The organism is Limibacterium fermenti, assembly GCF_041902845.1.
GTDB lineage: Bacteria > Bacteroidota > Bacteroidia > Bacteroidales > Dysgonomonadaceae > Limibacterium > Limibacterium fermenti.
Window position 1 is genome coordinate 1,593,170 of the sequence record NZ_CP159486.1, and the last position, 25,549, is coordinate 1,618,718.

Annotated in this window: 25 protein-coding genes; 4 read left to right on the top strand and 21 right to left on the bottom strand. The window is 46.0% G+C overall.

The window, feature by feature from the left end:
- Window positions 1-122 precede the first annotated feature (122 nt).
- Window positions 123-1,085: an ROK family protein gene (locus tag ABNK31_RS07145; protein WP_418894983.1), complete on the top strand. Its 963-nt coding sequence runs from the start codon at window positions 123-125 to the stop codon at window positions 1,083-1,085.
- Between the two features lie 69 nt (window positions 1,086-1,154).
- On the opposite strand, the gene ABNK31_RS07150 is transcribed toward ABNK31_RS07145, so the two are convergent.
- From ABNK31_RS07150 to ABNK31_RS07180, 7 genes are all read right to left on the bottom strand, one after another.
- Window positions 1,155-1,652, bottom strand: a complete 498-nt coding sequence (locus ABNK31_RS07150; RefSeq protein WP_418894984.1) for a DUF4625 domain-containing protein — start codon at window positions 1,650-1,652, stop codon at window positions 1,155-1,157.
- 19 nt (window positions 1,653-1,671) lie between these two features.
- Entirely contained in the window at window positions 1,672-2,097 is a 426-nt protein-coding gene (locus tag ABNK31_RS07155) for a DUF4625 domain-containing protein (protein WP_418894985.1), read from the bottom strand.
- 27 nt (window positions 2,098-2,124) lie between these two features.
- Window positions 2,125-4,545 carry a TonB-dependent receptor gene (locus tag ABNK31_RS07160; protein WP_418894986.1) on the bottom strand — a complete coding sequence of 807 codons (2,421 nt, stop codon included), beginning with the start codon at window positions 4,543-4,545 and terminating at the stop codon, window positions 2,125-2,127.
- A 54-nt stretch (window positions 4,546-4,599) separates the two neighbouring features.
- A complete protein-coding gene (locus ABNK31_RS07165; RefSeq protein ID WP_418894987.1) occupies window positions 4,600-5,016 on the bottom strand; it encodes a Fur family transcriptional regulator in 417 nt (138 codons plus the stop codon).
- A 158-nt stretch (window positions 5,017-5,174) separates the two neighbouring features.
- Window positions 5,175-5,813 carry a hypothetical protein gene (locus ABNK31_RS07170; RefSeq protein WP_418894988.1) on the bottom strand — a complete coding sequence of 213 codons (639 nt, stop codon included), beginning with the start codon at window positions 5,811-5,813 and terminating at the stop codon, window positions 5,175-5,177.
- 140 nt (window positions 5,814-5,953) lie between these two features.
- On the bottom strand, window positions 5,954-6,511 hold the full coding sequence (locus ABNK31_RS07175) for a DUF4126 domain-containing protein (RefSeq protein ID WP_418894989.1): 558 nt from the start codon (window positions 6,509-6,511) through the stop codon (window positions 5,954-5,956).
- Window positions 6,512-6,517: 6 nt separating this feature from the next.
- A complete protein-coding gene (locus ABNK31_RS07180) occupies window positions 6,518-6,811 on the bottom strand; it encodes a GNAT family N-acetyltransferase (protein ID WP_418894990.1) in 294 nt (97 codons plus the stop codon).
- 369 nt (window positions 6,812-7,180) lie between these two features.
- Here ABNK31_RS07180 and ABNK31_RS07185 point away from each other — a divergent pair, with 369 nt between their 5' ends.
- A complete protein-coding gene (locus ABNK31_RS07185) occupies window positions 7,181-7,330 on the top strand; it encodes a hypothetical protein (protein WP_418894991.1) in 150 nt (49 codons plus the stop codon).
- 53 nt (window positions 7,331-7,383) lie between these two features.
- Here the strand turns inward: ABNK31_RS07185 and ABNK31_RS07190 are convergent, their stop codons facing one another.
- The 14 genes from ABNK31_RS07190 to ABNK31_RS07255 all read right to left on the bottom strand — a co-directional run bounded on the left by ABNK31_RS07190 (window position 7,384) and on the right by ABNK31_RS07255 (window position 23,604).
- A complete protein-coding gene (locus tag ABNK31_RS07190; RefSeq protein WP_418894992.1) occupies window positions 7,384-8,076 on the bottom strand; it encodes a DUF4919 domain-containing protein in 693 nt (230 codons plus the stop codon).
- 263 nt (window positions 8,077-8,339) lie between these two features.
- The gene (locus ABNK31_RS07195) at window positions 8,340-9,548 is read right to left on the bottom strand and encodes an ABC transporter permease (protein WP_418894993.1); all 1,209 of its coding nucleotides are present in this window, start codon (window positions 9,546-9,548) and stop codon (window positions 8,340-8,342) included.
- On the bottom strand, window positions 9,532-10,731 hold the full coding sequence (locus ABNK31_RS07200) for an ABC transporter permease (RefSeq protein WP_418894994.1): 1,200 nt from the start codon (window positions 10,729-10,731) through the stop codon (window positions 9,532-9,534). The genes ABNK31_RS07195 and ABNK31_RS07200 overlap by 17 nt, the downstream gene beginning before the upstream one ends.
- Window positions 10,732-10,845: 114 nt before the next feature.
- Entirely contained in the window at window positions 10,846-11,841 is a 996-nt protein-coding gene (locus ABNK31_RS07205) for an HlyD family secretion protein (protein WP_418894995.1), read from the bottom strand.
- 82 nt (window positions 11,842-11,923) lie between these two features.
- Window positions 11,924-13,456, bottom strand: coding sequence for a TolC family protein (locus ABNK31_RS07210; protein WP_418894996.1), 1,533 nt, complete (start codon window positions 13,454-13,456; stop codon window positions 11,924-11,926).
- Between the two features lie 76 nt (window positions 13,457-13,532).
- A complete protein-coding gene (locus tag ABNK31_RS07215) occupies window positions 13,533-13,973 on the bottom strand; it encodes a MarR family winged helix-turn-helix transcriptional regulator (RefSeq protein WP_418894997.1) in 441 nt (146 codons plus the stop codon).
- Between the two features lie 160 nt (window positions 13,974-14,133).
- Window positions 14,134-15,015, bottom strand: coding sequence for an ACP S-malonyltransferase (gene fabD / locus ABNK31_RS07220; protein WP_418894998.1), 882 nt, complete (start codon window positions 15,013-15,015; stop codon window positions 14,134-14,136).
- Between the two features lie 154 nt (window positions 15,016-15,169).
- Window positions 15,170-16,828: an AMP-binding protein gene (locus ABNK31_RS07225; RefSeq protein ID WP_418895375.1), complete on the bottom strand. Its 1,659-nt coding sequence runs from the start codon at window positions 16,826-16,828 to the stop codon at window positions 15,170-15,172.
- 191 nt (window positions 16,829-17,019) lie between these two features.
- Window positions 17,020-17,580, bottom strand: coding sequence for a helix-turn-helix domain-containing protein (locus ABNK31_RS07230; RefSeq protein WP_418894999.1), 561 nt, complete (start codon window positions 17,578-17,580; stop codon window positions 17,020-17,022).
- Window positions 17,581-17,636: 56 nt separating this feature from the next.
- Entirely contained in the window at window positions 17,637-18,434 is a 798-nt protein-coding gene (gene zupT / locus ABNK31_RS07235; protein ID WP_418895000.1) for a zinc transporter ZupT, read from the bottom strand.
- A complete protein-coding gene (locus ABNK31_RS07240) occupies window positions 18,435-19,226 on the bottom strand; it encodes an inositol monophosphatase family protein (protein WP_418895001.1) in 792 nt (263 codons plus the stop codon).
- A gap of 113 nt (window positions 19,227-19,339) precedes the next feature.
- Window positions 19,340-21,877 (bottom strand): prolyl oligopeptidase family serine peptidase, encoded by a 2,538-nt coding sequence (locus ABNK31_RS07245; protein ID WP_418895002.1) that lies wholly within the window; start codon window positions 21,875-21,877, stop codon window positions 19,340-19,342.
- A 186-nt stretch (window positions 21,878-22,063) separates the two neighbouring features.
- Window positions 22,064-22,876, bottom strand: coding sequence for a 4-(cytidine 5'-diphospho)-2-C-methyl-D-erythritol kinase (gene ispE, locus ABNK31_RS07250; RefSeq protein WP_418895003.1), 813 nt, complete (start codon window positions 22,874-22,876; stop codon window positions 22,064-22,066).
- Window positions 22,877-22,917: 41 nt separating this feature from the next.
- Window positions 22,918-23,604 carry a DUF2461 domain-containing protein gene (locus ABNK31_RS07255; RefSeq protein ID WP_418895004.1) on the bottom strand — a complete coding sequence of 229 codons (687 nt, stop codon included), beginning with the start codon at window positions 23,602-23,604 and terminating at the stop codon, window positions 22,918-22,920.
- 187 nt (window positions 23,605-23,791) lie between these two features.
- Here ABNK31_RS07255 and ABNK31_RS07260 point away from each other — a divergent pair, with 187 nt between their 5' ends.
- Both ABNK31_RS07260 and ABNK31_RS07265 read left to right on the top strand, forming a co-directional pair.
- Window positions 23,792-24,550: a LiaF transmembrane domain-containing protein gene (locus ABNK31_RS07260; protein ID WP_321579416.1), complete on the top strand. Its 759-nt coding sequence runs from the start codon at window positions 23,792-23,794 to the stop codon at window positions 24,548-24,550.
- 12 nt (window positions 24,551-24,562) lie between these two features.
- The gene (locus tag ABNK31_RS07265; RefSeq protein ID WP_418895005.1) at window positions 24,563-25,390 is read left to right on the top strand and encodes a LytR/AlgR family response regulator transcription factor; all 828 of its coding nucleotides are present in this window, start codon (window positions 24,563-24,565) and stop codon (window positions 25,388-25,390) included.
- Window positions 25,391-25,549: the final 159 nt, after the last annotated feature.

Consider the following 25,549-nt stretch of genomic DNA (forward strand, 5'->3'; position numbering starts at 1 on the left):
GCCCTTCTTTGTCCGTAATAATTATGAAATATTTAAGGAATAAGAAAAGCCGTTTTCCGAAAAATAGCTATATTTGCAGCCATAAATTACAATAACTCATCAACAAATTTAAAAAGCAAATCATGGATAAACCTTATGTAATAGGTATAGATGTCGGTGGAACCAATACCGTCATCGGCATCGTAGATAAAAGAGGACAAATTCTGCGCAGCGGAAGTATTAAAACGGCAGTCCATGCCGAAGTAAATGATTATTTGGACGATCTTTCCAAATTGATCAATGAGATTGTCGCCGAAACAACGACCAAAGACCAGATAAAAGGAATAGGTGTGGGAGCGCCGAATGGAAATTATTTTTCAGGCAGTATCGAGTTCGCGCCTAATCTTCGTTGGAAAGGTATTATCCCTTTTGCACGGTTATTGGAAGAAAAAGTGGGTATCCCGGTTGCTTTGACCAATGACGCCAATGCGGCAGCCATTGGTGAAATGACTTACGGTGCGGCCCGCGGAATGAAGGATTTTATCGTCATCACCCTTGGAACCGGTGTGGGGAGCGGTATTGTTGTGAACGGACAACTGGTCTACGGACACGACGGTTTTGCCGGCGAGCTCGGTCACGTCATTATGCGCCGTAACAACGGGCGCTTATGTGGTTGCGGACGAACCGGATGTTTGGAGACGTATGCTTCGGCTACGGGTGTGGCTCGTACCGCACGCGAATATCTGGAACTGCGTCCCGATATGCCTTCCCAATTAAGAAGCATTCCTGCTGAAACGATTACTTCGAAAGATGTGTTCGATGCGGCGATGACCGGCGATGAGATGGCGAAAGAAATCTTCCGTTTTACCGGCAAGATTTTAGGTGAAGCGTTTGCCGATTTCGTGGCTTTCTCCAGCCCCGAAGCGATTATTCTTTTCGGAGGATTGGCTAAGGCCGGCGACTTGATTATGAAGCCTGTCCAGGAGACAATGGAGAGTAATTTACTGGCTATCTTTAAAAATAAAGTAAAACTTCTTTTCTCCGAACTAAAGGAAAGCGATGCCGCCGTACTCGGTGCGAGCGCTTTGGGATGGGAAGTGAAATAGTTTCATACTTAAAATAGTTTTTTTTAAGAAGGTGTCACAACTCTATTGCGGCACCTTCTTTTTTTGATTTTACTTGGGTTCCTGATGGCGTATTTTAATACTCAATCCCTTTTGTGTAGACCAACCTTGTTTATCGGTCAGAGTGATCATGAAATGATAATCTCCATCCTCAAATGGCCCCTTGTCGTTACTTGCCGGAAGGGTGATCGATAAATCCGTCAGGAATTCTTCCTGACCCCCGGGCAAAGGATAATCCTGAATAAACACATAAGGATTTACCGCTTCCTTGACGGGATCGGGAGTACACTCCGATACTTCCGTGCTATGACTATGATGGTCGAAATTGTGGTGAATATCGATTCGATACGATCCCAATTCGACATTATCGCGAAACAGCGTTTTCACTTGAAAGGGAACTCCAAAATAAACGGTCGCACAATTTTGAGGAAAAGCTCCCTCAAAATCGATATCGATTTGCGGTTTCTCTTTATCGATTTCTTCTTTCTCGCAAGAAACGAATGCACTCATCGATAGTAGGAAAACCCATATAAAAGATATTTTTTTCATTACCGGGTTCTGCTAATTTTTATAGAGCTTCCGCAACTTGTACTTTCAACTCAACATGTTCTTCGACCGTCGTGGAGTTTCCCGCTTTGTCGGTAACCGTAAGATGAAGATGATATTCCCCCGGAACCGCATCGGCCGGTATATCGATATGTTCATGTAAAGTTGCATTACGCGAACCTGCATGTTTTGTATAAATTACCGTGATTTCTTTTCCATCGCCACCTTCCGGGTGGATTTCCACTTCAATCTTATCGATTAGTCCCTCCGCTACAATTTCCGCTTCAATATGTAAATCATCGCCGATGTAGCCGATCTTGCTATTATTGAGCCCCACTTCCAATCCGCTGATAACCGGTTTGGAAAGAACGTCCTCTTTTTCACAAGAGCTGAACAGTAAGCCTGTCGTCAAGGCCAGAACAGTAAAAAATAATCCTTTTTTTGTCATAATTTTTTTGATTAATGAATAAGTGTATTACGTTGATTTTATTTTTCCTGAGAAAGGAATCGAAATGTGAATGACGATATTCCTTCCCGGTTCAGGAACATGAATAAGCTTATAATAGCTTGTATGGTTGAAATATTTTGTATTCAAAAGATTCTGTATTTGCAGGGAAACCTGTATGGGTTGCTTTCCCCATTTGAGGTCTCCGCCGGCTCCGATATTCAACACCTGATGACCGGGCGTCGGATCTTCGGGAGGAACGATGTTATTCTGTGGAGCCGTGATAATGTGATCGAGCGACACATACGCGTTTTCGATACTTCTGGCAAGTTTCTTCGTAAGATACCCGGCATGGAGCCTCATCGACGGCGGTGGCGAGAAAGGAAGCGTAAAGCCCTTTTTCACGCCCGACAGTTGCTCCGAATAAACGTATTCGCCCGTCCATCCGATTTGTATTTGGGGCAGGATTTGATACTCGACGTGCATTTCGGCCCCGTAACGCAATACCCGGCTTTGCATATAATAAAAAACCTGATTGCCGTTGCCATATAGCCGGTCGTGCTCCGAGGTGGGATTGAGGTAGATATAATTGGTGAAATAATTCACGAAAGGAGATATTCCAGCCGATAAGCGATTATACACATAATCGGCTCCTACATCCCATTGATAGGCCATTTCGGGAGATAAATCCGGATTGCCTACTTCATAACTGAATTGATGATAATTCACGCCGTTGGCGGCGAGCTCTTTTGCGATAGGCATCCGGAAACTCTTTCCGATATTCGATTTGAAAGACCATCTTTCCAGATTCAAATTGTATCCTGCCGACCAAGAGATGCTGGAGAAGCGGCGGTCTATATGATGGGCCCTTTGCAAATGCCGGTATTCCGATACGGTTTCATTCGTTAAAGGAGAGGGGAACCAATCGAAGTATTCTTCGGTCATGATACGCCCGAAATCATAACGGATGCCTGCTTGCAGGACGCTTTTCGCCCCGATAGTTAATTTCCCGAACAAATACCCGCCCACGGCGATTTGTTTGAATGCCGGAATAATGAATCCGCGTCCGTCGATTTTATTGTCTTGATATTCCGCATTTATACCGGCGTTGAATGTCTTTTTATCCTTTTTGAGGGCAAGCTTCATCCGTCCTGAATACACCGACTTGTCGAAGGCTCTCTCCAAATCGGAAGCGAAGCCTAATGTGTCGGGAAACTGAGAAGGCATATACCCGTGGCTGATATACTGGCTCCATTCGTCACGGATGTTTCGTTGAAAACCCAACTGAGTTTCCACGTAGTTTTCTGCCGTCCATCGATAGCGGGTGATATTGTTTATTTTGAAGTGATTCACATCCTGATAAGGATAATGACTGTCGCGGTTGGAGGCATCGTGCATCTCCGTGTCGACATTCAGGGGCTCCAGTCCGTGAGCATTTGCGAAGAAGCCGTTTTTAGTATGAATATTACTGAGATAAGACCGGCTTTCAAATTCGGGACGAATGACTCCGAACGAAAAATGAATATTCTGTTCTTTGCCGGCGGTATTCCGCAAATGATGTTTGTACAAGGGGGCGCGATAAGAATAGATATTCACGCTATCCGTAGGAACGGTATAGTCTCCGTAATCTAATACGGTAGCCCTTAAGTCGGCAAAAAAGGATTTTCTCCTTCCGTAAAGCGACACGGAAGTGCCGAGGAATTGATTGCTCGTTTTGCCCGATAAATCCACCGAGCCGCCGAACGTGTTTTCGGGATAATAAGTCCTGCTTTTCATATCGATGACTCCACCGATCGCCTCCGAACCGTACAGTAATGAAAGAGGCCCTTTTATCACCTCGACATTTTCAACGGCGTATTGATCCACTTCCAGGCCATGGTCCGAGCCCCATTGTTGCGCTTCGTGTTTCATGCCGTTCTCCACGACAATCACTCTGTTGAATCCAAGTCCCCGTATAATTGGCTTTGATTGTCCTGCGCCGATATCCAGGCTGCCGACTCCGGGAAGTATTTGTAAAGATTGCATGAGGCTTCCGCCCATATTCTGCCATAAGAAACGCTTCGTTACAATGTCGACCGGAAGCGCTTCTTCTTTCTTTTTTTCATCGGCATAATCGTGAGTGACAACGACCTCTTGCAGGTTCACGGACGTTTGCCGCAGTTGAATGGTGCATGTCCGGTCGTTCTCGATATAGAGGGTGTCGGTGTAACTGTCATACCCCATAAACGAAGCCGTGAGGGTATAGCTGTTTTCATATAAATCGTTTAGTTGAAAATACCCTTCCGGATTGCTCTGCGTCACCTTCGAGCCGGGTAATACGGCTATTGTCGCTCCCGGCAACGGTCGTTCATTCTCATCGACAACCCGTCCCGAAAGCGTATAAGCCGTTTGTCCGGAGAGCAGAGAATAGAACATACCCATACAGAGTATGGTCATAAGAAATTTATTCATAACGAAAGAGTAGCAGATGGTTTTTTCAATTTTAAGCAGCCGGAGCGCGTGGGGTTAGGAAACGTCGACAACACATTCGGCGCAAACGCCTTCCACTACGACGAAAACATCATTCTTCACAAACTTGTCCGGTAAATCTACATGAAAATAAGTTTGTTCCTCCTCCAGGCAAAATACCTCATCACATTTTTCGCAATGAAAATGAGCATGGATATGTTCATTTTCATGATGATGGCCGTTAAGCGCATATTTTATAGTGCCGTCATTTAAAGCAATGCGATGTATAACTTCTTTTTGCTCGAGAGTCTTCAGGGTTCGATAAAAAGTAACCCGATCAAAAGGGCCTTCAAAAGCACTTTTAATTTCATTCTCCGATAAAGCGCTTTTTTTCTCTAACAATTCCTCCACAACCTGTTTACGGCAAGTTGTATTTTTTAATTTGTGATTATACAATATTTCTTCCGCAGTCATATCTGAATAAGTTTATAAATGCAACAATGATGCAAATATAGACTATTTATTTCATACCACAAAAAAAAGTTGAAGACTCTTTTTCTTTATGAAGCTTGCAGGCATAACAAACCCTTTGCCGTTTTCCGACTCCTGTTTTTCAAGCGTATCGGTTATTTTCACAGGATCTTTAGCGTAAGGCCTATGGTAAAGGGGGCCTCTTCCCAACCGAAAGTGGCGACGTCCTTGTTGAGCACTGGTCGTAATTTCAACGTCGAGAATCCTACCCATGGCATTACTTTCACAAAATAATCGTCGCTCGTATTAAATTCGATTCCGATACGCCCGGTGTAAAAGAAATAGCCCTTCAGCCGCGAGGTATAATCTTCCGTGTACACATCCGCCTTGAGGTTCGCCCAAGAGAATTCATTATCGAATATCCAATTCGAGTTCTCCGAATAAAAAAACGGATGAATAAACTGGTAAACCCCTCCGTATGTAAACATCTTCACTCTGTAGAGGGTAGTATAAGCCTCGTTTTCTTCCCCCCATGAGGATTGTTTTTGCGATTTCGTCACGAATCCATATCCAAGCCGAAAGCCGATGGACGATTTCAATTTTGGAAATATAAATTCCGGACTGATACTTGCGATAAGCCCGGATGTTGTGGGCGAACCGATAAACAACCCGATGGCTCCGATGCTTCCGGCTAACTGAAAGTCAAAATTCTTTTTATTTTGGGCAAATATTCCGCTCGTATATAATAGCCACACGATGCATACCAGACATACCCGATGCTTCAAATAGTCTTTTTTCATCTTTTCTTTTTTGGTAATCTATTTATGAAACCTACGGCGAAAGCTTTATTTCCGCACACATTATCTTTAAGATGCAAAAAAGAGAAAAATGTGGCATCTGGAACGGATATTTATTTCCGAACCGGCTTGAAGAAGCGGGGCTATTTTTTGATCAGCAGATATAAAACCACCATGATGCACACGAGGACGAGTACGCCGATGATGATGGGAATGAAAAGCGATAAAACCGATATTCCCGTTGCCGTCATGCCTTCGGTGGTCGATAGGACGGGATTGGCCGTGCCGGCGGTAAACTGGCTGGATGCCATGCGCGTGATCGCCGTGCCGCTTTGTATGGTAGCTGCGGCACCGCCTCCTACGACGAAGCCCATAATCCACTTTATCCATTCGCTATCGGCCGGAAAAACCGACGACATCAGCAATGTGCCTGCCATCACCGACAGTGGTACCGCAATGGTATCGAGCAGATTATCGATAAAAGGGATATAATAAGCGCCGACTTCGACCACGGCGGCCACGCCGAAAGCGATAAGCGCCGGAATCGAGCCCATCCATGCAAAGTTTTCGCCAAGGGGAATCCATCCGAAGTGCGATGCCAGTCCTGCGACCAGCAAAGGGATAAACACCCTGAATCCGGAGCCGGCGCTCAGGGCGATGCCTAATGCTACGGCGCTCAGTGTTTCGATGCTACCTTCCATGTCTTTTTATCGATGCCACAAATCGTTAAACTTTTCCGGGGCGCGGCGGAATTTCGCGGAAATATAGGGGCAACTCGGAATGATGGTATACGAATGTTCCCGGGCGAACGACGCTAATTCATCGACCAGTCTTGCGGCAATGCCCTGTCCTTCGAATTCGGGGCGTACGCCGGTATGATAGGCATCAATCACTCCGTCTTCGAGCTCGAACTCCAACTCGGCAATCGGTTTGTTGTCACGGTGGATATAGAATCCTCCCCGGTTGTCATTTTTCCATTCTAATGTTATTTTATCTTCCATTGATTCCTCTTTTTAGTGATTTAATCTTATAAACGGATCTATAGGGCGAACGGTTCAATCTCTCCGGACAAAATGCGCTGAATTCCCCTAATCCGGGCATCTTTCTGCCTGAAACGAATAAGAACGCGAGGGCTCTTCCGGCGGTTCGGTTACCTGTTTTGTGATTGATGAAATAGATTTTGAAGAAATAATAGTCCTGCTTTATCGATAAAGGAAGTCGGACAAATAAACTTCCGCGTCGGGATCCCGGAAAAGTTTGTTGAACGGTCAACCCTTCACGCCGGGACGCTTAAAAAGTCTGTTGAACGGTCAATCTTTCATGTAGAGATGGCCAAAAAGTCTATTAAATGGTCAAACCTGCACGCAAGAATGGCTGAAAAGTCTGTTGAATGGTCAAACCCCCATGTAGGGATGGTCAAAAAGTTCGTTGAATGGTCAACCTTTCATGAAGGGATGGCTAAAAAGTTTGTTAAATGGCCAAACCTGCACGCAGGAATGGCCAAAAAGTTTGTTGAATAGTCAAATTACACAGACGGCCGGTCTTGCGCTGCCGGTGAAATTCCGGCTTTTGCTTAGAGTTTGCCTCCGCCGTGCCTGTTGACATATTGCATGACCGGCGAGATGTCGAAATACACCCGTTCTACGCCAAAACGGTTCGACCCGAGGGTAAGATAGTTGCCGTTTTTGATCACCTTATCGTCTCCGCCGAAAGAAAAGCCGAGAAAAGGAAGCAAATCATATTCATGCGACACACGGATGACATAAAACGGCGTCTTTTCCGACATCCCGTCGCCTGTACTTACGATGGCGTCTTGCACAATTTTCTTTTGATGCGCAGCTTTCTTATAGTCGGCGACATTGTTTTGCTGCGCATACACGAGCAGTTTGGCCTTCAACGCGCGAAGATTGAACGGGTCTTCGACCAGCAAGGCATCGGCGTAAGAAAGAATTTTGGGATAGTCGTCCGGGTGGAGGGATTGGCTTGAAAGTACCTCTGCCAAGAGGTTGTTGTATTGCGAGGTATCCGCCGGAGTATATTCGGGTTGATAGACATACCCGAAATATACATGCCGGCGCTCTTCGGTATTTAATGTCGAGTCGGCTGCCAAATAACGTTCCAGCAACGAGGGGTAGTAGAAGGGCGAAGTGCTGTCGCGAACATTCTTCTCGATTTGTTTATAATCGGGAGCCGTAAAAATGGCATCTTGAGCTGTCGCCGGCAGGATGCATACCGCGATAAAAAACAGAATAACTGACTTTTTCATTGTCTTTCTTTTTTTTAGTGATTATATCAGGAAGCAAATGTATTTTCTATTTTCTTTTATAACAAATAATCTTAGCTAACAATCCTTAATTGGGAAGAAAGTCTCCGGTCAACGGTCTCCGGTCAACGGTCTCCGGTCAACGGTCTCCGGTCATCAGTCTCCAGTCATCAGTCTTTAGACCTCATTTGTCATTTGTCATTTGTAATTTGTAATTTGTAATTAATTCGTCATTCGTCATTTGTAATTGTCTCCATCCTCCATCCTCATTTTTTGCTGTTCCGTATTTGGAGGCGGTAAGCCAGAACGGTTGCGAGAAAGTATACGGCGACCTGAATCCATAAAGCGATATATTCGAATTGCACTTGCGACAGTCCGGCGCCCATTGAATTGATCTTCAGATATCCTTGTATGCCGAAGGTGCTGGGGAAGAGCATCGCGAATGTTTTCCAAAACCAGGGCATGTTGGACATCGGCCATGAGAAACCACTCAGGAAGAGAAGGATCAACGAAAAGAACGGGAAAATAACCAATCCTGTTTCGCGGTTGCGGATAAACGCCGAGACCAACATCGAAAAGAAAATAACCGCTAACAGAAACGGCGTGAAAAACCGGATAATATCCCACGAATTACCTATATGCGGGAGTTGGAAGAAGCGCGGCACGGCTAATAGTATATAGGAGCAGATCACGATGTAAAGGGTGAAATAGCATAATGTCTTCCCGAAGATTGTGGGAAAGAATTTGCCGCGCTGACGCAATTGCGGGTCGATGGCGACCAGTTTCTCCTCGTGCAACGAACCGGTCAACATTGTAATCCCGAAAAATAACGTTTGATGAATGATGAGAACGAGGACGACCGGCATGAGGAAGCTGGCAAATCCCATCGGCTCGTTAAACAGGATGTTTTTTTCGTAACGGAAAGGACTCGAAGAGATTTCGGCGGTTCTGCCGGTTATTCCGGCCGCATTCATCCGCTCGATTTTGATATCATTTCCGGCATCGAGGATACCGAAGTTTGCGCCGAGCATCATTGCCCGGTAGTACAAGAAACTGCTCATATCGCAATAAATCGATACGGTGGCTTGCTCGTTGCGGTTAATCTTCCGGTTGAAATCTTCCGGAATATAGACCACCCCATGTATTTTGTGCCGGTAAAACGCGTCTTTCACCTCTTCCAGATTATTGAACCGGTAAGCCACCTTAAGGTCGGCTGTGGCATCGAGCCGTCGTGCCAGTTCGCGCGACCGGTTGCTTTGCGATGCATCGACCACGGCGATGGGCATGTCGTGAACCGTCTCGTTGCGATAAATAGACGAATAGAGTATCGGATACACAATCGTCGCACCGAGAAAAACGACCGCCAGTCCCGAATCTTTTAAAATGACTCGGTACTCATCCAGCATGATGTAGATAACCCGCCTGATCTCGTGTAAGATCCGGATAAAGAGATTGGATTTATTGGAGTTGTTCATTGAATGTACTGTTTTTTATTTCTTCTTGATCCTCCTGTGCGATAGCTTTTGCCAGCCGTAGATATACCAGAAACGGCAGAATTAAAAAGGCGGCCATCGCGGCGAAATATATCAAGGAATAGCGGATGTCTGCGCCATTCAGCGCTTCGTTTACATATATCCGGAAGTAATAGCGGATGGGGAAGAGGCCTGCGAAAATCTGCGCGCCGCGCGGCATGGCTTCGATCGGGAAAGTGAAGCCGGCAAACGTGAAACTCAGCAGTCCGTAGAATACTCCCAGGCTGATGGCATCGCGCATTCGCGGGAATACCCCGATGATAAATATGCCGATGGCTTGATGCGCCAGCACGAATAAAAACATCGCCACGCACATCCATGCGATGCTTCCGTTCATCGGAAAGCGCATCACTCCATATAGCAAGAAGACGCCCAGAATACCCAGTAAAGTGAACATAAGGGTGTGGGGCAATACTTTTCCGGTAAGCGCCGCAAGCATGGAGCCCTTGCCTGCCGAAAGCCATTCGTGGGTGGTGTTTTGTTTTATTTCGACGCCGATGCAGTAAATCGTGAACATAATGATGAGCAACTGCAATACCCCCGGCAGCAACACATTCGACAAGTAAACGTTGTAGTTCGCTTGCGGATTGGCCAGTTGGTGCGTATCGATGGCGATCGGTTGCAACAACGGCAATAAGTTTTCATCGCCTACCACGCCCCTTGCCTGCAACGTTTGCTGTTGGATGAACGCCGTCATCAACTCGCTGATATACGTCAGGTCTTTGTAAGAGAGCGAGCCGGCCACCAGGAATACATCATTTACATAATAAGCGAGGGTGGGTTGGCGGCTCGCCTGCAAGTCGGCCTGGAATCCCCGGCCGATATCGATAACGGCATAAATATTCCCTTTCTGCATATCTTTGCGCGCCTCCGTGAACGAGGCATAGCGGCGCACAATCTCTACCTGAGGCGAAGCATTGATGTTTCGTTCCAACGTGCGGGATAATGACGTGTTATCCGAGTCTATAATCCCTATCGGGAGTTGTTCGGGCATTCCTTCCGATAGCAGCGTGAGGAAGAACAGGTAGCAGAAAAGCATTGCGAACACCGATGACAATAGATAGATCGGGCGCGATACCAATCGCTTCCACTCCCTGAGCGCGACATTTCGTATATGTTGTACCATTTTAATTACAAATTACAAATTACGAATGACTAATTAATTACAAATTACGAATTACAAATTACGAATGACGAATTAATTACAAATTACGAATTACAAATTCTGCATTGTCCGTTGTCAATTAATAACAATCGCGGTCATTCCCGGGCGCAGATCTTTGATCGGTTCCGCCGGTTTGGCCCGGACTTCAAACGTTTTCAAGTCGAAGTCGCCCGTGGTTTTTGTCGCTTTCCACGTCGCAAACGACGCCATTGCTTTGATATAGGTAATTTGTAATTTGACCTCACGGTTATCGAGCGCCGGCAGTTTGACGGTAATTTCCGATCCCTTTTTCATATCTTTCAGTAAATCTTCGCGGACATTGAAGGAGAACCACACGTCATCCAAATTGACGATATTCATAATCGGCGCGCCCGTGCCCGCCAACTCTCCTTGTTTGGGAAATATTTCCGTCACTTCTCCCGAAATAGGGGCGGTAAGGGCTATTTCTTTCATGTAAGCTTCCACTTCCTGCACGGCGCCTTGAGCGCGGTTTACCAGCGCGAGGGCAGCGTCTTTGTCTTCGGTTTCGGCGCCGTTCTTTGCCATGTCGTATTGCGATTTGGCGGCGGCCGATTGCGCTACGGCGGCCTGATATTGCGCTTCGGCTTCATCGCGCTTTTGAGCCGTCACGACACCTTTATCGAAGAGACGTTGTACACGGTCGTACGATTTTTTGGCGATGTTAACGCCCACTTCTGCTTTTTGCCACATTTCGTATGCTCCTTGAATCACTTCGGTGCGGGCTCCTTTTTGAGCTTTACGGTCTTGCGCCATGGCCGCATTTTGAGCCGCCGTAGCTTGAGCCAACTTTGCATAGATTTCCGGACTGTCAATTAACACCAGCGTGTCGCCTTGTTCTACGCGTTGTCCTTCTTCCACCAAAAACTCTTGGATGCGTCCGGCAATTTTCCCCGATACGCGTACTTCGCTCGCTTCTGCCGATCCTTGAATGACAATAGGTTCGGGCTTATAAACAATCCACCCGATAATGAAAAGAACGACGATAACCACGATGAGTCCCACCAGAGCAATCTGTAAATTGCGTACGTTTTCTGTTTTTTCTGTTTTCATTTGAATCTGTATTTTATATTGTTTCGATGAAAATTACCATTCACCATTTACTATTTACCACTCACTATTCACCATTCACCATTCACTCCTGATAAAGAGTTCCCGTCGATTTCTTTAAATATACGTTGTTCAGTTTTACATCGACAGTCGCATCGATATATTCCGACCGGGCCGACAGCCAGGCGGTTTGCGCCATCAGCAAATCGGTAGAAGTAATCACACCCGCATCGAATCCCTCTTGCGCATACATCAGGTTTTCCTGCGCCTTTTCGACATTCTTGCGCGTCATCTCCTGCTTCTTCAGGCTTTCGCCGATGCGATAGGTGTCTTGATGTATCTGAAGTTCTATTTTCTCTTTCGCTTCTTCCAGTTGAAGTTTCGCCACGACTGCCTGGGCGCGTGAAGCATTCAGCGTATGGATTTTTTCTCCGAAGTGAAACAGGGGAACCACCGCTGTCACTCCCACGGTGAACATGCCGTTGAATTTCTTTTCGTACCCGTTGAAGACGTTGGGGTTGGTGGTGACGTATCCGCCGGTGAGGGCAACGGTGGGCATAAAGCGCGAAACCATCATCTTCTTGTTTGCTTCGGCGATGTTGCCCGCTTGAGCCAGCATTTTGACTTCCGGGCGGTTTGCCCACGCTTGCTCGATGGAAACCGGCGGTTGTACATCGATCGATTCTTCGAGTTCCGCATCTTTTAGTTCAACAGCTTCTTCCAGCGGCAATCCGCATAATTGATTCAACGCCATGCGCGACAAGTTGAGTCCGTTTTCGGCTTTGGTCAGCGAAACATCTGCCTCATTGAGTTTGACTTTCACTTTCAACGCATCGGCTTTCGTGGCCAATCCTTCTTCCTGAAGCGCCTGCATATTCGTATCGAGTTGGGCCACCAGATTGCGGTACTCTTTTGCCAGCCGCACTTTATTTTCCACCGATACCACCCGCCAATAGGCTTCGTCGACATTTACCAAAAGTTCTTCGGCTGTTTTCTGAACGCGCGCTTCGGCTATCCGTTGATTCGATTTGGCGATAGTATTCAATTGGATGATTTTGCCTCCCATAAATACCGGCTGCACGAAGCTGATTCCTCCCACGAAGATATTCTGGATATCGAATGCCATCGCATCTTTCGGAAGGAGGGCATAGTTTTTCCAAAGCAGTTTCTCGGGATTTTGCTGCGGATCGAACGGATTGCCTTGCGTATCAAGCGGCACGGCCTGCCCGTTGACCAACGTGAATTTGTTATTGATGGCCGACTCTTTAAAGGAAAATGTTCCGTCGGCATTCGGGGTAGGAAGGGAGGTTTCGGTAATTCCCGTTCCAAAATTCCCGCCGGCGTCCATCATCCCTACCGGCAAATGAGCATCTTCGCCCAAAAGAGAAAGATTCTTTTGATTGTGGCGGTACGTTCCATAAGCCGATATATTCGGAAAGAACTCGGCAAAGGCCGCTTTCGACAACGATTGGGCTGCCCGGACATTCTCCTCGGCGATCTTTAAACTCTTATTATGCTCCAGCGCCAGTTGACGGCACTCTTGCAAGTCTACTGATTTCTGCGCATGCAAATAGGAAATGCAGCATGCGCAGCAAGCGATGATTAGTATTTTTTTCATAAATTCCGATAGTTAGTTAGACAACTATTTATCTAAATGTAAACCTTAGTTGTAAAATCAATAACCTAAAAACAGTTTAATAATGCTCCAAATTATACATTATTTTTTGCAGAACATCCTTCGCCCGCCCCAACTCATCATCCGGAATACTGCCCAATACATGGTTGACGATACTGTGGACTACTTCGGTTGTTTTTTTCTTCAAAGCCGTTCCCCGGGAAGTAAGAACAATCAAATTAGTACGAAGATCTGCGGGATTCGATGCGCGTTTCACTAAATTTTTCTTTTCTAATTTGTCGATTAAACGCGTTACGCTCGGCTTATCTTTTTGGGTAAGATCGCAAATAGCCGTTTGTATGACCTTGTCTTTATCCCATAAGCACGATAATACGCTCCATTGCTCGGTGGTGATGTTTATTCCTTCGCGTGCAAATGCTTTCAGCACGGTGCGATTGATCGCTCCGGAAATCTTTCCGGTGAGGATATCGAATATTTCACGTTCTGTTACTTTTATCATTTCTTCTTTGTTGTACAGACAACTAATAAAATGCAAAGATAAATCTTTCTCTCGATAGATGTTTCGGCTTTGAAGTTATTTATGTTATTTTAACGATATGAAAGAAGAAAAATACCCGTCTAACCGCTTGTAGTCGGTGAGACGGGATAGAGGCTGGAAACTATTGTTTACCCGATACGGTTGCCGTTTTATCGATTTTCGTAATCAAACCTTGCAATACACTGCCCGGTCCCAATTCGATAAAGTTCGTTGCCCCGTCGGCAATCATGTTGCGGACCGATTGCGTCCATTTAACCGGCGAAGTAAGTTGGGCGATAAGATTCTTCTTAATCACGGAAGGATCGGTTTCCCCTACGGTCGACACATTCTGGTAGACCGGGCATACCGGTACCGAGAAATGAGTTGTTTCGATGGCTTCCGACAATTCCACGCGTGCCGGTTCCATCAACGGTGAGTGGAAAGCGCCGCCTACTTTCAACGTCAAAGCCCTTTTTGCCCCGGCTTCTTTCATCTTTTCGCAAGCTTCTTCGATGCCCGCCAGTGTGCCGGAGATGACAATCTGTCCCGGGCAATTGTAGTTGGCCGGAACCACAATCTCATCGATCGAAGCGCAAATCTCTTCCACTTTTTCGTCGGGAAGCGCAAGAATAGCCGCCATGGTCGAAGGGGTTGCCTCGCACGCTTTCTGCATGGCTAAAGCACGTTTGTAAACCAGTGTCAGGCCGTCTTCAAACGACATGGCTCCGGCTGTTACCAACGCCGAGAATTCGCCTAACGAATGGCCGGCCGTCATATCGGGTTTAAAATCATCGCCCAACGTTTTGGCTAATATAACCGAATGTAAAAAGATGGCGGGCTGAGTGACTTTTGTCTGGCGCAACTCTTCATCCGTGCCGGAAAACATACTGTCGGTAATACGGAAACCGAGGATATCGTTGGCCTTTTCGAATAATGCTTTCGCTAAAGGCGAAGTTTCATACAGGTCTTTTCCCATACCCGAGAATTGGGCACCTTGTCCGGGAAATACATAAGCAGTTTTCATACGTTTTTATTTTAAATGTCTAATCTTGAAAGTCTAATGTCTAATGTCGCCAGTCTCCGGTCATTAGACCTTAGACCTTTGACTTTATTCGTCATTTGTAATAATTTGTCATTTGTAATTAGTAATTAGTAATTAGTCATTTGTCATTCGTCATTTACAACTCGTCTTTCTCCCTAATTTCCACCCGGCGGATTTTTCCGCTGATGGTTTTAGGCAGTTCGTCTACAAATTCAATAACCCGAGGATATTTATAAGGCGCAGTAACCTTTTTTACATAGTTCTGTATTTCTTTTACCAGCTTTTCGCCGGCTTTCTCCTTATAATCGTCGGCCAGGACAATCGTCGCTTTGATGATTTGCCCCCGAATATCATCGGGAACGCCGGTAATGGCACATTCCACCACCGCCGGATGCGTCATCAGGGCGCTTTCCACTTCGAACGGGCCGATGCGGTACCCCGAGCTTTTAATCACATCGTCGTTCCGGCCTACGAACCAATAGTAACCGTCTTGATCGCGCCATGCGATATCGCCTGTATGGTAGATGTCATTGGAATACATCTGGCGCGTAAGGGCTTCATCGCGATAATAACCCATAAATAGTCCCAATGGACGTTCATCGTGGGTGTAAAAAACAATTTCTCCCTGCTCGCCGTCTTCCGCCGAGCGTCCGTCGGGAGTGAGCAAATCCATTTTATAAAGCGGGTTGGGCACGCCCATCGATCCGGGGCGGGGTTCTATCCATGGAAAAGTAATCACCGTCGCGGCGGTTTCTGTTTGTCCGAAAGCCTCCATCATCTTCAATCCGGTTTGTTTATAAAAGTTTTTGAAAACCGAGGGGTTCAATGCTTCGCCGGCCGTTGTGCAATATTCCAGCGCGGAAAGGTCGTATTGACTCAAATCTTCCCGGATAAGAAAACGGTAGATGGTAGGCGGCGCGCAGAACGACGTGACTTTGTATTTCGAAATCATTTCGAGCATGTCTTTCGGAATAAAGCGGCCTTCGTAATCGTACACAAATACACACGCACCCACAATCCACTGGCCGTACAGTTTGCCCCATACGGCTTTTGCCCATCCGGTATCGGCGACCGTCAGATGGATGCTGCCTTCGTGAAGATTATGCCAATATTTAGCGGTCGTAATGTGGCTGAGGGGATAGGCGAAATCGTGCATCACCATTTTCGGCTCGGCGGTAGTGCCGGATGTGAAATACAACAGCATGATGTCCTCGTTGTTATTCGGATGCTGCGGCCGTACAAAGGGCGCTGCATTATCGACTTCCTTGTGGAAATCGAGCCAGCCTTCCGGAATGTGTTCTCCGGCAAGCAGGCGGTATTTTACCGAGGGCGAGTTCGGCATCGCTCCGTCGACATGCTTAATTAAATTATCATCTTCCGCTGCGACAATGGCTTTAATGGTTGCCGCCTGGTTGCGGTAAGCGATATCCTTGTCGGTCAGTAAATGCGTGGCAGGAATCGCTACGGCTCCGATTTTGTGAAGAGCAATGATGGTATACCAAAATTCAATATTGCGCTTGAGAATAAGCATGACCATATCGCCTTTGCCGATCCCCAGCGATTGAAAGACCGAAGCCGCCTTGTCCGATAAGGTTTTTAACTCGCCGAATGTCAAATCCCGATGTTCTCCCTTATCGTTTGTCCAGCAAAGAGCCCGCTTTTGGGGGTGCGACCGGGCCCATTCGTCGACCACGTCGTAAGCAAAATTAAAATTCTCCGGGACATTGATTTTATAGTTCTTTACAAAATCCTCATAAGAATCAAACGATGTTCTATCTAAAAACTTTTCTATCATGATAACCTGTTGTGTATAACTTTTGATGTTTACAAAGGAACAACCTTCTTTATCTATCCACAAATGAAAGGGAAAACTATCTTCGACCAGGGACAAATGAACGTTATATGGGGCGAAAAACGCGATACGGGGGTGAAAATCCTCCATAACCGGAGGTGTCGTTCCGAACGGCGCCCTCGATTATCTTCGTTTTACGGATGAATAACGACTGCCAGAAATTTCACGGACCGGTCGTGAAGAGCCTTCATTCCGTGGGGCAGGGAAGAGTCGAAATAAATGCTGTCCCCTTTTTCAAGCGTAATATCTTTCCCGTTATAATGAAATAATAGTGCCCCATCGAGTACCATATTGAACTCTTGTCCGGGATGGATGCTTTCGTAAAAATCAATCGTAACCGGTTTGGGTTCGACGGTGACGACAAACACGTCGGCCATGTTATTGGTAAAACCGGCGGTTAGCGACTGATATTTATAAGCTGCGCGGCGTTCTACCGAAAGGCCTTTGTCTTTTCGCGTGACAAAGTACGAACTCATTTTGGGTTCCGTACCGAACATGAGTGTCGCCAGATCGATGGAAAACTCTTTTTCAATACGTTTTAACAGCGAAAGAGATACGTCTTTGCCGCCTGCTTCATACTCAAGATAAACGGGCGTTTCCAGTTCCAGTTTTCCGGCCATTTCTTCCGGACTTAGGTCGAGTGCATCGCGTAATCCTTTGATGCGCTCTCCGATTTGTTTAATATCTGTTGTCATAATCTATATTTTAGTCTTCTGTGTTTAGTCTCCAGTCTCCAGTCTCTATTCTCCGTCTAAATAAACAAGTATAAACTGAAAGCCATGATAATCATTCCAGTAACCACTCCGATAATGCATAAATGGTGCTTCCCGTATTTCTCGGCGCTCGGAAGGAGTTCATCCAACGAAATAAAAATCATAATTCCCGCTACTACTGAGAGTACGATTCCGTTGAGCAACGGTGTCCAATAGGGCATGAGAAATAAGAAGGCGATTAATGCGCCTACCGGTTCCGCAAGATCCGAAAGGAAAGATAACCAGAACGCTTTCTTCCGATTCCCCGTTGAGTGGTAAATAGGAACCGACACGGCGATGCCTTCCGGAATATTATGGATGGCAATGGCCACCGTAATCGGAATGGCAATCTCCAGGGAGTTCAACCCCGACATGAATGTCGCGATACCTTCGGGGAAATTGTGAATGGCAATCGTTATCGCCGTGACGATACCGGTATGTTTTAACCGGCTGTTATTCGATTTCATCTCTTCTACCGCATGCATTTCGTGCGGATTGCTCGACTTGGGCACTAAAAAGTCGATGAGGGCGATAAGGGCGATACCGCCGAACAAAGCCAACAGGGTGTACAACGTTGCCGTTTTCTCCCCGAAATCGGCGGTTAGGGTTTGCAGTGAAGTCGGCAACATTTCCATGAAAGAAACGTAAATCATCACTCCGGCGGACAGGCCGAGCGAGAAGCTCAGAAAGTTCGTGTTGGTATGTTTGGCGATGAGGGCGATGAGGCTTCCGATACCGGTGGATAAACCGGCGATCAGCGTCATGATAAACGCGATGAGAATTGTTTGATGTTCCATTTATAATGTGGTAATGATTCCTTGCAAAATCTCCCGGTGAATGGCTCCATTCGAAGCGACCAATTCTTTGCCGAAAAGATAGTTTTCTCCTCCTGAAAAATCCGTACACGTGCCTCCGGCGCATTTCAAAATAAATGATCCCGCGGCTACATCCCAAGGCGAAAGTCCCGAATGGAAATACGCATCGCTGCGTCCCATTGCTACGGAACAGATTTCGATGGCGGCTGATCCTTTGATGCGGAAACTGCATTGACGAAATTGGGCAAAAGCGTTTTTCAATATTTGTTCGCCTTTTTCATCAAGACTGTACGGTATGCCGAACCCGATATATCCGTTATTCAGCGACGGGTGGTTGCTCACCGAAATCGGTTTTCCGTTCAACTGAGCCGTATCTTTGCCCGTTGCCGAGAACATTTCTTCCGCAACCGGATCGTAGACGATACCCAAAATGATTTTATCGTCTTCCTTCAAGCCGATACTCACCGAGAACGGTTTATCGCCGTGGATATAATTCGTTGTTCCGTCCAACGGATCGATAATCCATGTATAACGTTCTTTTTGATACTCAACCGTGCCCTCTTCCGTCAAGAAAGAAGCCTCGGGAAGGAGCGCCCCCAATTCTTTCACCAATTGTTGCTCGGCCTCCTTGTCAATATGGGTTACATAGTTTCTCACCCCTTTGAATTCAATATCCGACCGATGCAGTTTAGCTTGTTGGATTTTTAAAAACTCCCCGGTGGAAACAGCTATTTGAGCCACTTTGCCGCATAAAACTTCTATGTCGTTACTCATTACCTTCTATAATATATCTGTTATCGTTTAATCGCATCCTTTTCTTCTCTCTGTCCCCTTGTCTCCCTGTCTCTTTGTCCCCCTGTCCCCCTGTCCCCCTGTCCCCCTGTCTTTCACTTCTCCGGGTACATCGAATCCCACCATTGCGAGTCATTTTTCAACCATTTATCGAACCAAGCATAAATAGCCTGGTTCCATGCAATACGCTTGCTATAATTATAAATAGCATGGTTTTCACCTTCCACCTGAATGAATTCCACCGGTTTGTTCAGCAATTTCAACGCCGTATACATTTGAATACTTTCCCCGATAGGCACATTGGTGTCGGCTGTTCCGTGAAGCAACAACAGCGGCGTATTGATTTTGTCGGCATGGAAAAGCGGGCTTTGTTCCACATACAGTTGCGGATTATTCCACGGATAGCTTCCCGCGCTGGCCCCGGCGCTATAAGAATATCCCCAATAGCCTTCACCCCAATAACTGGTAATGTTGCTGATTCCTGCGTGTGATACCGAAGCTGCGAACAAATCGGTTTGCGTAATGAGATATTGCGTCATAAATCCTCCGTAAGAAGCTCCGATGTTCCCGATTTTGTTCCGGTCGACAAATGAATGGCTTGCCACGAACTTTTCAACTCCTTCAATGATCTCTTCCGCGGTTTGTTTTCCCCACGCATTCACGTGCCGTGCCGAGAATTCCTGTCCGTAACCCGTGGTGCCGCTGGGTTGTAACGTATATACCACATAGTCGAGGGCTGCGTATACATGCAACGGATAGGTGCTTTCGAACACGCGTTGGGTAGGACTTGTCCCGCCGTAGTAGTAAACAATAAGCGGATATTTTTTGTTTGCATCGAATCCCGGCGGTAAGTAATAGCGGCCTTCGATGGTATCGCCGAAAGAGCTTTTGAAGTTCCAATCCCTTACTTCCCCGAGGGTCAGTTTGCGAAGGCGATCGTCGTAAGGATCGCTGATAAGTGTCGATTCGAGCGTTTTTAAGTTTAAGAGGTAAGATCTGGCGGAATTAGAAACGCTTGTGCCGGTGTAGCTCGCCCAATGTCCGCTTTCCGCCAGATCGAACGAGCGGATAACGTCTTCCCGAAGAGGGAGTTTCTCAAATTTTCCCGATGTCGGGTGATAACGATATACGTTCTCCCGGTCGCCATCCTGAACGCGATAATAGATGAACCCGTCCGAGGGATTCCATGTTTGGGCATCGATAGTCGGCCCGAAGTTTTTTGTCAAAGCTTTGACTTGCTTCGTTTGCAAATCCATCAGGAAGGATTGCGTGTCGTAACTGTTGGCTATTTGCCCCTCTTTGATGTTTAGCCCAATCCCGTTGAAAGCTTCCGGAGCCCCATGGATGAGTATTTGTTCTCCATCGGGGGAAAACTGCGCGGAATAGATATAGGTTTGATCTTTCCATACCGTATCGACTTGCATCGTCTGCAAATTCAACAAAAACATCGAACTCTTGCGGAACGGCCGTTGGGAAAGGTCTTCTTCCGATGTTGAGAAAAGGAGATATTTCACGTCATCGGTTACATCATTTAACGATGTTGAGCGTTTGCCGAAAGTCAGTTGCTGCGAAAGGCCGGTGTCGAAGAAATAGCGGTAAAGCGAATATCGTTCGCGATAATTCGGTTGACGATCATCCACCCCGGTCATGCGTTTTAGGCCGCTCGGTTGACTGACGCTGATGGTTTGTTTGGAGGAATAAAATACGGATTTTTCGTCGGGAGCCATGTAAAAACTCTCTTTGGGAAGTTGTTCGGCGAGAATAACCGTTTCGGAGGTTTGCGGGTTGAATGAGAGAAGTGCCCGGCCATCTTTACTATCCGTCACATAATATAATAGGTCGGATTTGGGCATCCACTTGAGTTGTTCGCGTGTAAACGGTTCGGAAAGGATACTCTTTTTTTCGCGCGCATCGTATACCTGGCTGTATCTTTTTGTTTCTCCGCCCGGAAGCGTTTCGCTTAAGTGCAGCAACACAAATCGTCCACTGGGAGATACCGAAGATCCGCTTATGCGTTTCCCTTCCAAGATGTCGACGATCGTAATGCGTCGTGAATCCGCATTCTGTATGGTTAAGTTGAGTAGGGAATCGTTCTTCTCCGGTTTGATTTCGACCTTTATGGCAGGTGTTGTCTTGTAGGCTGAAGAAGCGAGTATTTTAACGACAATCCGTTCGTTATTGATATATCCCGATAAGGTTGTATTCACCGAGCCGGCTTTCGATACGCTATCGTTAACCTCCCTTTTCGTCGCACGTTTGTTATCATTTACATATAGCTCGAGCGGATTGGGAGAAGTCACCGTAAGTGTTGCCTTTCCGTAGCGGTCTCCGCCCACATAAAAAGAAACGAGGCGGAATTCGTATTCATTTTGCGGGCGTGGAAAATGGAAAAAGCCGGATGTGTCGGGTTTCATTTCATGGGTGAAGCGCGACTGTTCGGGAAATGCGACCGGATAGGAGAGGAGTGTTTCTTCCGAAAATCGGGTATTGCCGATGTTTGTACTATCTATCAATACCGGCTTCTGCAAAGAAATGGGACCGAAAGAGTAAAGCGTTTGGGGCGATAAAGCCTTTTGCGCCGCTATCCCCGTACATACGGATAAAACAAAAATCAAAATCTTTAATCTATTCATTTTCTAACTTATCATTTTTTATTTCTCACTTTCCTTGTCTCCCCATCTCCCCATCTCCCTATCTCCCCGTCTCTTTGTCCCCTTGTCCCCTTGTCCCCTTGTCTCTCTCTGTCCCCCCCCTTATCGGCGTTAGCCATTATCACGTGCAGCGTTTATCGCCGAAGGATTATTGGGAAAAGTCCCCCGTCACTCCTCTGTCCATACAAAATGATGCGCGAAATGTCCGGCAAGATCAGGCTTCTTATCGAAAAGACCGAATACGGCCGATCCGGATCCCGACATGGAAGCGTACGATGCCCCGAGAGAATATAATTGCTTTTTGATGTCTGCGATTTCGGGGTGTTTTTTGAAAACCGGCTCCTCAAAATCATTCTTCATCGTTTCCCGCCATTCGGATACCGGACGGCCGATGATTTCCTTCAATGAACTTCGAGGTTGACGCGGGGTAATCAGAGCATATGCCTCTTTTGTGGATACGGCAATATCCGGTTTTACCAATACGATAAAAAACGAATCCAAATTGAGCTCTACGGCTTCTAAGCAGTCTCCGATGCCGGTGGCGAAAGCCGGTTTGTTTTGAATGAAAAAAGGACAATCGGCACCTAACGTGGCCGCTAATCGTATCAATTCGGCCTCGGAATAGTTTAACGAAAAGGTCTCATTGAGTAGTTTGAGCATAAATGCCGCATCGGACGAGCCGCCGCCCAAACCGGCACCGGTAGGGATTTTTTTCAACAAGTGAATGTCGAGAGGAGGAATTTCTTTTTCGCCCGAAATACGCTTTAATGCTTTGATGACAAGGTTCTCGTCTTTATGCGCGTCAAGTGGAGTGCCGGAAAGGAAAAACCGGTATTTTTCGTTGCTTCCGGAAGGGATGATTTCCAGCGCGTCCTTCAATCCGATAGGGTAGAATACCGTTTCGAGATTATGGTAGCCGTCTGCTCGCTTGGAAACGATCCGTAATCCTAAATTGATTTTCGCGTTTGGAAAACTGATCATACGTATTTCTTATAAAAAACACAAAGATAACAATTTTTCAACTATTCATTATTTATTGCTTCGATCATAAAATGATAAAGTCCGGCAAGCCTCGAAAAATCCTCGATCATCGAATGGGCTAATGCATCGGAATAAATACGCTCGTCGGTCAACGGAAACGATTTGTTCACATAGATGCTCTTGCCTTGCAGCCACGGTTGATAAAAATCGGACAAATCATTCGCGATCGGCCGAACATATTTTTCACCCTGTGTTTCGTAGCCGGCTTCGAACACTTCGAGAGCGATCTCTTTAAATGATTCTTTTTCCTGCGTGACGGCTTCACGAAACTGATCCATTATCTTTCTTACGGGTGAAAACAATCCCATTCCCCATTCGCACCTTTCCGTATCGAGAGACATATAATATCCTGGGAAACTTTCCCAATGAGTGGTCGATCGTTGGAATGTCATCCATAAGTGTGTCCGGTAGGGGCGCTTATCTTTTGAAAAACGCGTGTCACGGTAAATGCGTGAAAGTACTTTGTGAGGTCGCATTTCAAAAGCCGGGTCTATGGTTGTCATCGCCGGTGATACGGCCGAAATCAATGCCCTGAAAGGTTCCAGAAGTTGCGTTTCATACACTGTGCGATGCGCTTCGAACCATTCTTTATAATTGTTTTCTTCCAAATCGCGCAAAAAACGAAATGTTTCCGCGCGAAAACCAGTGAAAGGAATATTCTTTTTCATGAATCTATTTTTTACAGCTAAGATAATACTATTTTTGTATCATCTTTCTTTTTGAACGGAAGAGATTCACATTTTTATCGGTTAGAATGCCGCTTTCGTCGGGAAAAAAGACTCATTTAAGCGATTAAATGTTGCTAAATGGTATGCTCAATGCGTATCTTTGCACAAAAAAGGAAAGGGTTGTTCTATGATGGATTCCAATAAATCTGTTCCCGTCAATGTTATTCGTTCAAAAAGTCTTTTTCTGGCGCTTTTGCTTGTGGCGATCGGTATGATATTTCTGTCGTTCAATTTCGGATGGCTTGATCCGTCTTTGAAACGGATCATTTTCTCATGGCCGGCGCTGTTTATTCTGATAGGTCTTGTGTCTTTTGCCAAAAGACATTTCACCGGTTTCCTCTTTTGGTTTGGGGTGGGACTTTTTTTTATCGTGCCTATTATTGCGAAAGCATATCCCGGCTTGTTCGTTGGTGTCGACGAAAACTTTACCCGAAACTACTGGCCGTTGATACTTATTATTATCGGTGTTGCGAGTATTTTTAAAATTGTGTTCGCCAAAAAAGGAAATACTTGTTCGCATTGTACTAAATCGACTCATCCGCAAGGACTCAATGGGCGTATTGAGCGGAAAGTGGTTTTTGGCGGTTCAGAGAATATCTTTCTCGATCCGGTTTTTGAAGGAGGAAGCATCGAAGCCTTTTTTGGAGGTATTGTGCTCGATCTTCGCAAGACGACGCTTCCCGAAGGCGAGACCCATCTGAGGGTTGATGCCGTTTTCGGAGGGGTTACTTTTTATATTCCTGATGACTGGGTAGTATCTGCTAAATTGGATACGGTGTTAGGAGGCTTTGAAGATAAGCGCTTATCGACCCATTATCCGGCGGTGGCGGATAGAATGTTGATTATTGAAGGAGATTTGGTATTCGGAGGTTGCGAAATACGCTAAACAACGATAAGAATGAATCTGGGTCCCTTTAGTTTTAAAGTCCTGTCTTACTGGTTATCGCTTCTAGTGATATGTCTTGTATATGCATCGATGCAAGCGTGGGGTTTTCAGGCCATGCTTTCCTTGCCCTTCGGAGATTTATTTGTTATCGGTATTTTGGACTTTTGGATTTTTGCAGGATTAGGATCATTGCTCGAAAAAGCAATACGTTATAGCGATTTATCATCATTAAGCATTCTTTATCGTGTGATTAATCCTATTATAATGAGCGTCTTGTGGATAGCAACCGGTGCAGGGTTAACTTACTTCGGAGCGCTCCTGGTTTTGGGGAGCACATCTCAAGGCGCGGCGGAATCCATGGTTCCGATGAAAGTTTTCATTGCTTTTTTGTTGTATATATTGATGGTCGTGCATATCGCCAACCGCCGCTCAAAAAAGGATAAAGACGTACTGAACGAAGATGCGCCATCCATTGCGGATGCAAATTCGGAAGAGGATGCCGACAAGGATGTCTTGGAACAGGTGGTGATAAAAACCGGACAAAAGATTCATGTTGTTTTGGCGGACGATATTGTATATATTCAGTCGGATGGCGATTATGTGCAACTCTATACGGAGCAGTCTAAATTTCTGAAGGAAGAAACGATGAAGTATTTCGAAACGCATCTGTCTCCTTCTACTTTTTTGCGCGTACATCGATCGTATATCGTTAATATAAAAAAGATTTTGCGCATTGAGCGTTATGAGAAGCGAGGACAGCTTCTCACCCTTATCAACGGGCATAAAATAAAAGCTAGCGAGGCGGGATATAAGAAGTTAAAGGAGGTCTTGGATGTGTAGAAGGTTCGCGAAAAACGATGCCGTTAATAACGGTGCTTGCCAGGAATTGGAGGTACAGGATAACATTCTAATGAAAAAATAAAAAATAATAAAGGGCGTTAAACTGTAAAAATAGAAAGTGTTTTAAGCATTTCGTTTGTACTTTTGCGCGTCTTTGCG